Source organism: Cytobacillus sp. IB215665 (assembly GCF_033963835.1).
Lineage (GTDB): Bacteria > Bacillota > Bacilli > Bacillales > SM2101 > Nanhaiella.
Window position 1 is genome coordinate 64274 of record NZ_JAXBME010000021.1, and the last position, 10400, is coordinate 74673.

Consider the following 10400-nt stretch of genomic DNA (forward strand, 5'->3'; position numbering starts at 1 on the left):
ACACGTAATAGAGAGCTGGCGGGTGGTGCAAGCCAGACGTTGTATATTCATGAACTCACCTTTAAGTTGCAAGTGTGAAAATTAGGAGGTATTCTCAAATCCTCGAAAGTAATGCTTGCCGTTGTCCGCGTTATGGAATGAAAAGCGAGTGTCAGATTATGACACTAATGTGGGTGGTACCGCGGGAAGAATTAATTCTAATCCTCTCGTCCCTTTTTAGGGATGGGAGGTTTTTTAATTTAATTAAATGGTTAAATTTGTAATTAAGATGTTCGTAAGGAGGAAATACAATGAGCTTTAATCATGAACAAATTGAACAGAAGTGGCAATCATTTTGGGAAGGGAACAAAACATTCAAAACATCTGAAGATAAAGGTAAAGAAAATTTTTATGCTTTAGATATGTTTCCGTTCCCTTCTGGAGCAGGTCTTCATGTAGGTCACCCTGAGGGGTATACCGCAACTGATATTATATCTAGAATGAAGCGCATGCAAGGTTTTAACGTTTTACATCCAATTGGCTGGGATGCATTTGGCTTACCTGCGGAGCAATATGCATTAGATACAGGGAATGATCCAGCTGAATTTACTGAACATAATATTAAAACTTTTCGTCGCCAAATTAAATCTTTAGGTTTTTCATATGATTGGGACCGTGAAGTGAATACGACTGATCCAAACTATTATAAGTGGACACAATGGATTTTCTTAAAGCTTTATGAAAAAGGGTTAGCTTATATTGATGAAGTTGCAGTGAACTGGTGTCCAGCTCTCGGTACAGTACTTTCTAATGAAGAAGTGATCGATGGTAAAAGTGAAAGAGGAGGTCATCCTGTTGAACGGCGTCCAATGAAGCAATGGATGTTAAAAATTACTGCTTATGCTGATCGTTTATTAGAAGATTTAGATGATCTAGACTGGCCTGAAAGCGTAAAGGATATGCAACGCAATTGGATCGGACGTTCAGAAGGTGCTGAGGTTACTTTTAATATTGCAAATTCAGAGGAAACATTCACAGTGTTTACTACTCGTCCCGACACTTTATTCGGTGCTACTTATGCTGTACTTTCACCAGAGCATCCTTTAGTAGACATTATTACAACTAATGAGCAAAAGGAAGCAGTGAATGTATATGTAGACAAAGTAAAAAGCAAAAGTGATTTAGAGCGGACAGATTTGGCTAAAGATAAAACAGGTGTGTTTACAGGTGCGTATGCTATAAATCCAGTAAACAAAGAAAAAATGCCGATTTGGATCGCAGATTATGTGTTGATGAGCTATGGTACTGGTTCGATTATGGCTGTTCCAGGACATGACGAGCGTGACTGGGAGTTTGCCACAAAATTTGGACTGGAGATTACAGAAGTTGTAGCAGGTGGCAATGTTTCTGAGGAAGCATACACTGGAGACGGTGAACATGTGAATTCAGATTTCCTTAACGGGTTAAGTAAAGAAGAGGCCATTTCTAAAATGATTGAATGGTTAGTAGCAAATGGTCGAGGGGAAAAGAAGATTACTTATCGCCTTCGTGATTGGTTGTTTAGTCGTCAAAGATACTGGGGAGAGCCAATACCGGTCATCCATTGGGAAGACGGCTCTATTGAAGCGATCCCGGAAGAGGAATTACCGTTAACACTTCCAAAAGTTGACGACATTAAACCTTCAGGTACGGGAGAATCACCTCTAGCAAAAATTACTGAATGGGTAAGTGTGGTTGATGAAAAGACTGGAAGAAAAGGTCGTCGTGAAACAAATACGATGCCTAACTGGGCAGGAAGTTGCTGGTATTATTTGCGTTATATTGACCCAGCAAATGAAGAAAAGTTAGCTGATCCAAAAAAATTAGAAGATTGGTTGCCGGTCGATATATATATTGGTGGGCAAGAGCATGCTGTATTACATTTGCTTTATGCTCGATTCTGGCATAAGTTCTTATACGATATCGGTGTTGTACCAACGAAAGAACCTTTCCAAAAATTATTTAACCAAGGTATGGTTCTTGGGGAAAACAATGAAAAAATGAGTAAATCAAAAGGGAATGTTGTTAATCCAGATGACATAGTCGCTAGTCACGGAGCTGACACACTGAGGTTATATGAAATGTTCATGGGCCCACTTGATGCATCAATTGCATGGTCAACAACTGGCTTAGATGGAGCTCGTCGTTTTATAGACCGCGTGTGGAGATTAATTATGGATGATAACGACAACTTAAGCTCGAAAATCGTTGCTAATGACAATACTGGTGCATTAGAGAAAACGTATCACCAAACTGTAAAAAAAGTAACGGAAGACTATGAGGGGCTAAGGTTTAATACTGCTGTTTCACAGTTGATGGTATTTATCAATGAAGCGTACAAAGCTGATGATTTACCAATACGTTATATCGAAGGCTTTGTAAAACTGTTTGCACCTATATGCCCACATGTAGCTGAAGAACTGTGGGAAAAGCTAGGACATTCCGAAACGATTGCATATAGCGCATGGCCTGCTTACGATGAAGCTAAGCTAGTTGATAATGAAGTTGAGATTGTTGTACAAATTAACGGAAAAGTTCGTGCCAAGTTGAATGTCCCTACTGAGATTTCAAAAGAACAACTTGAACAAATCGCTATGGATGACATGAAGGTAAAAGAACAAATTGAAGGGAAAACAGTACGTAAAGTCATTGCTGTTCCTGGAAAATTAGTTAACATTGTTGCAAATTAATATTTAATGGCTCTTTTCGTAAACTTTGTAGCTATCATTCCTATGAAAAGTGGTTTTATATGTTAGTTATCGTTGTACAAAAGAAAAGGTGCGACGAACGCTAGTTGTATAAGTGCCTATGTCTATGGACGAAAAGCAACAATTAATGCGAAAACAGTCTATTTAAAAGACGAGCGCCACAAATTCCTTTTAAAAATAGCCCACACTTTGTGGGCTATAGCGTATTGTTGTCATTTCGATTTAAGGTGCTTTGCTTTATTTTACAAAGAGATATTTTTTTGATCCTTTGTGCATACTTAAAACTATAATAAATGTGGAAACGTTTTTTATTAAAGGAGGCATTTTTCTATATGGTGAATTCGGTAAAAGAGATTTCAACAGTGGAGTTAGAAGAGAAGTTGAATAGAGAAGAAAAGCTAAACTTAGTAGATGTGAGAGAAGATGATGAAGTAGCTACAGGTATTATTCCTAGTGCCAAGCATATAAAAATGGGAGATATCCCTAATCATCTCGATCACTTTTCAAAAGAAGAAGAATATATATTCATATGTCGTTCTGGTGCGCGAAGTGAGCGTGTATGTCAATACATGCAGCAGCAAGGTTATAATGTGAAAAATATGGTTGGTGGTATGTTAGAATGGTCCGGGGATAAAGCATAAGAATAGTGTAACCGCTGGATGTTATAGAATATGGCATAAGCATGCTTTGGTTGATTTTTATCAAAGCATGCTTTTTCTTTTTGTTCGACGAATAAAGTCTTAATAAGTCTTATATTTCAGTTATTATTCAAATACTATTGGGGTTTATACTCATATAGTACTTTAGGTTTGAAAAAAATTATAATATTAGAAGAAGAAGGTTTTTTGCGGAAATATAGTATTTCAATATTACCTTAAAAGAAAGTTATATGTTCCTGGTCTATTAGACTGGAACACAGGGGAGGCAGTATAGAAAAAAATTTGAGCTTATATGGATGCTCTGCGGTACTTATGTTTCTATAATATAGAAGCGTGTGAATTAGGAAGTGTTTCTATTTATTTTATAGGTTGATTAATGCCCTTTTTTAAGAGGAGACCACCATGCCTACTTGGATTTGGTGGTTTTCATAATGTTAATAACTATAAAATTAGAAATTCCTTCAATTTAAATGACACAATAATTAGGTAGAATTAGTGCCTTTAATATCTAAATAGCTTATTTCGTAATAAATTGTGTTCCTGAAGGTTATGCGACATAATTTTAGAGCAATTTCGTGATCAATCGGAATGATTCTCAACTATCAAAGGTGTTGGAAAGTCTACTCCTTGCTAGATACAAAGGTCAAACCTTAAAATGCTCTTTAATTTCCGTAATCGATAGTCCCTTTTCCTTTAAAGCTACTATATGCTTTAGTCGCAATGAAGCCAACTCTCTTGGGTAACGCCTAGTTAATCTCTCTTCTTTTTGTTCAAAAGGGAGCAATCCTTCTTCTGTATAATATTTAACAGTACTGTACCGAACAGATGTTATTTGGACTAGCTCACTAATACTAACATACTCTGATTTAATAATATCTTCGTATTTTCTTCTTCGTCCCATATTTCTTCATTCCTATCCAACTAAATCAAAACGGCTGATGATAAAATTAGTACATCCATGTATTCAATTTCTTTACTGATTTGTTTAATATTCGACCACTTTTGTGGATTTTCTGTTTTAAACAATTCAATTCTATCATTTATTTCCTTGATTTCGTAGTTAGAAAAATATTCACCTAATATTTTACTCGCTTTTAATAACAAAGCCAAAGCAACCGTTTCATCTGAAACCGTACCAGGTTCGAGTAGCTCGGCTCTTAATCTTTGAACTACAGAATTTGTACTTTTTTTGGCAAGAGACAAATTACTGGTTAATGAATCATATAGTAGAACCCTGTTTTTTGAGGGGACATTAAAGTAACTAATCCAACCTTTAAATGTCTTTGGCTTTTGTTCTTTAATAAGAGAATAAAGCTTGAGTAATGTGTCATGTTTTATTATTTTTGCATTTGCTGAATTTATATTAATTTTACCATTACCTTCAAAATATATAACATCAAGCAATAACAGATCAAAAAATACCCCCCCAACCATATACAATTGCTTTACACGGTTTTTCCCTATAAGTGACTTTTTTATCTTTTTTTTATCTGATAATACAATAAACTCTTCACTAACTAAGTAATTTTCCATTAAAAAATTCACTCCTTAAAATAATTAGTTTAACTTACTACTTACTACTTACTACTTACGATTTAAATATAATATATTACCTAAAATTTGTCAAATTAAAATTGGGAAAAAGTAGTTTTATATGGGAATTTTGGTAATTATTAATTGCTTGCATGATGTATTTTGTGAATATCTAACAGATATCGACCACATTGTATCAGTTGAATTAATTGATTAGTTATATATGATTACAGGTCCAGATTATAAAGATAGTTGTGAATACTCTCCTTATTATGAGGAAAGGGATTGTAGTTTGTAGCCAGATGAACTTATGAAAAGACTAATATCTCCTAGAATAAATCCTTCAATTTCTCTGTGTTTAAAACGATCTTGTGACATAATTAATGAAAAACCAGACTAAGTGATGATTAGTTAGAAAAAATGATTGTAATCTAGAGCACGATAAAATAAACACCACTAAACCATTCTATTTGAAATCATCACACCATCCACATCCAATAGTTACAATAATAGAAATGCTCATACCGGACACTTTCAATGGAAAACTTGTGAAAAAGCATTGCAATCAACAACAGAAACTATTTTAAGAAGAAATGGTTGATATTTTATACACCTATTACAGTAAGCTGACTAAATGGAAGTTATTTGTAAGGATTTTATAAAAGGTGAGAAAAATGTATGAATATTCCAAAAAGAAGAATAAGTATTTTAGAGCTTTTACATAAAAAGTTATGATGAATTGAGGGTGAATGATTAAATATCAAGCAACAATAACGGCATTCATTTCTGATATAACGAATTAGTTAGTTGAAGAACTAACAGTTAAATGAGCTAAGGTTTCTATTGATCTACTTGGACACACTATTTTAGAACAAGACAATATGAGAAAATTAAGGATACTTATGGTGGAGGATTCGAAGTAGATGGAGAACATATATTATTTGATTATCCAGAAGGAACGGGTGGGGTATCCTACATTATTTCCTAGATAATGAAAATCCAATTATCACCCCGTTAGCACATAGATTAAGTAAAGAGACCAAAGATTATGAGATCATTTACTATGTATATAATTATGATCAAGAAACGACACATCAATTAGCTATCCAAAATAAAAATAATAAGCTTAGATCGATATGTAAAGCACAATATACTTGTTCTAGGATAAATGATATAAAGGGAAACCAGGTGGTGAGTCTACTTTATTGATAGATTCCACCTGCTAAATGATGAATGAACGCTTAAACTTACTAGAACGATGACTAGAATAAATAGACAAAGGAATGTATCGTCTGATGATTCCTCAATAGTTATTTCCTGTTAGAAAATTCACCTGCATTCATTCCAGCTAGTCTTCCTGTGACTAATGCAGCTGTAATATTATAGCCACCTGTGTATCCATGGATATCTAGAATTTCTCCACAGAAATATAACCCTCTTGTTAGCTTGGAAGACATTTGTTTCGGATTAATTTCTTTTACAGAAACGCCCCCACCCGTAACGAAGGCTTTTTCAATTGATAAAGTACCATTTACTTTAAAAGTAAATTGCTTGCAGTCAACAGCAAGAGCCCGAAGCTTGTCTTTTGCTATATGTGACATTGTTGATTGTGGATCAATGTTATTCCTATCAAATAAAAATAGTAAATATCTTTCTGGCACGATACCTTTCAATACATTCCTAATTGCTTTTTTCGGTTCATTCTCCATTCTTGTTAGAATCATTTGGAAGAGTTGCTCAGTATTTTTGCCTGGTAGTGCGTCAAGTTGCATCTCAACTTCTTTCACGTTAAACTTCTTCATTGTCTTCAATACAAATTGACTACAGCGCAGTGCAGCTGGACCCGATATGCCGAAATGTGTAAAAATCATATCCATTTGATGTGCAATGACAATTTTTCCTTTTGGGTTTACCACTTTTAATTCAACATCTCGTAAGGAAAGACCTTGCAATGTTTTTTCTTTAATAAACCGTTCACTAGATGTAATTGGCACTTCTGTTGGATAGAGTTCGGTAATCGTATGTCCTGCATTTTTTGCCCATGCATAGCCATCCCCAGTTGATCCTGTATGCGGAACTGATTTACCACCAACTGCGATTACTACACTTTTAGCACGGATAAGTTCATCATTTTTTAATTCCACACCTATTACTTTTTCATCGTCATATATTACTTTTTTTACAGGTGTATTTGTTCTTATATGGACTTTTAAACGCCTAAGCTCATCAAGTAGGGCATGAACAACTGATTGAGCATTATCTGTTATCGGAAACATTCTCCCATGGTCTTCTTCCTTTAGTTGTATTTTTAGCCGCTCAAAAAAAGAGATGATATCCTCATTGTTATAAATCGAGAAAGCACTATGGAGAAAACGGCCATTACCTGGGATATGTTTAATTAATTCATCCACTGGAAGACGGTTAGTTACATTACAGCGGCCACCACCTGATATTGCTAGCTTTCTGCCAAGCTTTTCTCCTTTATCTAGTAATAATACGCGTCTTTTTTGTTCTGCTGCTGCAATGGCTGCCATTAAGCCTGAAGGACCTCCACCGATTACAACTACATCATATTTCATCAAATTACACCAACCTTATGTTTAAATACGAAATGTGTTATTTGTTCAAAGCTGCTTTAACCTTGTTTTGATATTGTCTAGTTATATCATTTAGTCTAAATTATTCCTCTTTGTCCACAGCAACCACTGTTCCCTTAAGGTCATAAGCTATCCAAAAAGAAGGTTCAAAAAACACCTCAGGCGTGTCAAAGAAGTAGGGATGACGGCATCCACTGTGATTCACTGGAAAGTGGAGCGATTTTAAGTTGATTCTAGGAACAAGCTTTTCTAAACTACCAACCATTATAACTGTAACAAATGCAACATGAAAGTGATCATTATGATACAATACATAAGTATTTATACTAATCTTACTTTTTGAAGTTTAATGATAGGATAGTGATCATATGAGTTCTAAGCTTTTAAGAGGTACTTTTATATTAACGTTAGGTACAATGCTATCCAAGGTGTTGGGTATATTATACGTCATTCCTTTTACTGCAATTGTTGGATCTGAAGGGACAACATTGTTTTCATATGCTTATGTTCCATATACAATCTTTTTAAGCATAGCTACAGCTGGTGTCCCATTAGCAGTCTCAAAATATGTAGCCAAGTATAATGCTATGGGAGAATATGGAGTAAGCAGAAGACTGTTCGAATCAGGAAAGATCGTTATGCTTATTACAGGAATCCTATCATTTTTGTTATTATATAGTATTACTCCTCTGATTACTCCTTTTGTCATCTCAGAGGGTGAGAATACATTTTCAGAAGAAGACGTGGCTCTCGTTATTAGATCTGTAAGTTTTGCACTATTAATCGTTCCTGTGATGAGTTTAATTCGTGGTTTTTTTCAAGGCCATGAATCCATGGGGCCAACGTCCGTTTCCCAAGTCATTGAGCAAATAGCTAGAATACTATTTATCCTAATGAGTACATTTATCGTGGTTGTTATATTAGATAAAAGTGTGACAGTAGCGATAAGTTTTGCAACATTTGGAGCTTTTATTGGTGCACTAGGTGGTTTGGGGGCATTAATTTGGTATTGGTATAAACGAAGGGATCACCTTAATCAAACTTTAACGAATTCAAAAGGGCAAGCACAAGTGTCTTTAACAGATATGTATAAAGAGCTCCTTTTATATGCTGCGCCATTTGTTTTTGTTGGTATTGCAAACCCCCTATTTCAAGCTATAGATATGTTTACATTTAATCGGGCGATGGGGGCAATTGGCAAAGCTGATGTTGCTGAAAGTGCCTTTGGTATTTTAACGTTTCAAACACATAAGCTTGTATTGATTCCTGTATCTTTAGCTGTATCCTTTGGGCTAGCTTTAATCCCGACAATTACAAAAGCATTTGTTGAGCAGAAGGGACAGTTGTTAACAAGACATTTAAATCAAACTTTTCAAATTGTGTTTTTTGTAACTTTCCCAGCTGTAATTGGGATATCTCTGTTAGCTGATCCAGCATATATCATGTTTTTCGGACTTGAAGATGTAGAAATTGGCGGGAAGATATTACGATGGTATGCACCTGTTGCCATTTTATTTGCTCTTTTTTCTGTGACAGCGGCTATTTTGCAGGGAATCAATCAACAGAAATTTACGGTGATAAGTTTAGGAATCGGACTTTTTGTTAAACTATGTTTAAACTATATTCTTATTATCCAGCTTGGAGAAATCGGAGCTGTTATTGGTACAGGGCTAGGCTATGCAGTTAGTGTGCTATTTAACTTTTGGGTTATTCGCAAATATGCTAATTATAGTTATCACTTAGTAATACGTAGAACTATGTTAATGACTGTTTTTACGGTTATCATGGTCATTGTCGTTGCCACTACATTATTCATCATGTCCAGCCTAGGAATATCGTCTGAAAGTAGCAGAGTATTATCGATTGGAATTGTAATCATATGTGCTATAACCGGCGGAGCGAGTTATTTGTATTTAAGTTATCGTACAAAATTATTATATCTTTTACTTGGAAATAGAATACCATTTTTACGAAAAAGGCAGGCTGTTGGTAAGGAATAAAAGTAAGAAAAAAATAAGCGAGCAGAGAAACAATCTCAGGAGGGAGTTTGTCAAAATGAGAATTGATAAATTGTTGGCAAACGTTGGCTATGGTAGTAGAAAAGAAGTAAAGAAACTATTAAAGTCAGGAGCTGTCAAAGTAGACGGTGTGACTATAAAAGATGCAAAAACACATATTAATCCAAATGAACAACAAGTTTCTTTACTTGGTGAAATAGTTGAATATAAAGAGTTCATTTATTTAATGATGAATAAACCTCAAGGGATTATATCTGCAACTGAGGATGAAAGACAAGATACGGTGATTGATTTACTTGAATTTGAGGATGTAATATACGAGCCATTTCCAGTTGGAAGACTTGATAAAGACACGGAGGGACTTCTACTTATTACAAATGATGGTAAGCTTGCTCATCAGCTCTTATCTCCTAAAAAACATATACCGAAGACGTATTATGCAATTATTAATATGGAAGTAACAGAAGAAGATATTACTGCATTTAAAAACGGTGTTCAATTGGATGATGGATATGTAACAAAACCAGGTCACTTAACGATTTTAAGATCTGGTATTCGTTCTGAAATAGAATTAACGATAACAGAAGGGAAGTTTCATCAAGTGAAACGAATGTTTGAGGCTGTTGGAAAAAAAGTAACATATTTAAAACGTCTTAAGATGGGAAGTCTTAAATTAGATGAATCACTTGAGCTTGGAGAATATCGGGAATTGACAGATGAAGAAAAAGGTTTGTTAAAAACGGGAAACATTTCAATATCGGATTAGCTACATTTTCGTCATATAGTTGTTAAGGATAATGTTAAGAGGCTGGGACATAACTAGCTAAAAAAATAAAGAGAGGTGAATTTGAGCTTACTAAAATTCAC

Annotated in this window: 7 protein-coding genes and 1 other annotated feature (1 of these 8 cut by a window edge); of the genes, 4 read left to right on the forward strand and 3 right to left on the reverse strand. The window is 34.8% G+C overall.

What is annotated here, in order from left to right; genetic code table 11:
• Positions 1-217: a binding site (T-box leader), on the forward strand; it begins 34 nt to the left of the window's first position.
• A gap of 73 nt (positions 218-290) precedes the next feature.
• Together leuS and SLH52_RS20050 are read left to right on the forward strand one after the other, a co-directional pair.
• The gene (leuS, locus tag SLH52_RS20045; protein WP_320211004.1) at positions 291-2708 is read left to right on the forward strand and encodes a leucine--tRNA ligase; all 2418 of its coding nucleotides are present in this window, start codon (positions 291-293) and stop codon (positions 2706-2708) included.
• Between the two features lie 353 nt (positions 2709-3061).
• Positions 3062-3367: a rhodanese-like domain-containing protein gene (locus SLH52_RS20050; RefSeq protein WP_320211015.1), complete on the forward strand. Its 306-nt coding sequence runs from the start codon at positions 3062-3064 to the stop codon at positions 3365-3367.
• A 661-nt stretch (positions 3368-4028) separates the two neighbouring features.
• Here the strand turns inward: SLH52_RS20050 and SLH52_RS20055 are convergent.
• The 3 genes from SLH52_RS20055 to SLH52_RS20065 all read right to left on the reverse strand — a co-directional run bounded on the left by SLH52_RS20055 (position 4029) and on the right by SLH52_RS20065 (position 7497).
• Entirely contained in the window at positions 4029-4286 is a 258-nt protein-coding gene (locus SLH52_RS20055; protein WP_320211005.1) for a helix-turn-helix domain-containing protein, read from the reverse strand.
• Positions 4287-4306: 20 nt separating this feature from the next.
• Positions 4307-4918 (reverse strand): hypothetical protein, encoded by a 612-nt coding sequence (locus SLH52_RS20060; RefSeq protein WP_320211006.1) that lies wholly within the window; start codon positions 4916-4918, stop codon positions 4307-4309.
• A gap of 1310 nt (positions 4919-6228) precedes the next feature.
• Positions 6229-7497, reverse strand: a complete 1269-nt coding sequence (locus SLH52_RS20065) for an NAD(P)/FAD-dependent oxidoreductase (protein ID WP_320211016.1) — start codon at positions 7495-7497, stop codon at positions 6229-6231.
• Between the two features lie 386 nt (positions 7498-7883).
• Here SLH52_RS20065 and SLH52_RS20070 point away from each other — a divergent pair, with 386 nt between their 5' ends.
• Both SLH52_RS20070 and SLH52_RS20075 read left to right on the forward strand, forming a co-directional pair.
• Positions 7884-9515, forward strand: a complete 1632-nt coding sequence (locus SLH52_RS20070) for a polysaccharide biosynthesis protein (protein ID WP_320211007.1) — start codon at positions 7884-7886, stop codon at positions 9513-9515.
• 55 nt (positions 9516-9570) lie between these two features.
• Complete coding sequence (locus SLH52_RS20075; RefSeq protein WP_320211008.1) at positions 9571-10299, forward strand: pseudouridine synthase; 729 nt, start codon at positions 9571-9573, stop codon at positions 10297-10299.
• Positions 10300-10400: the final 101 nt, after the last annotated feature.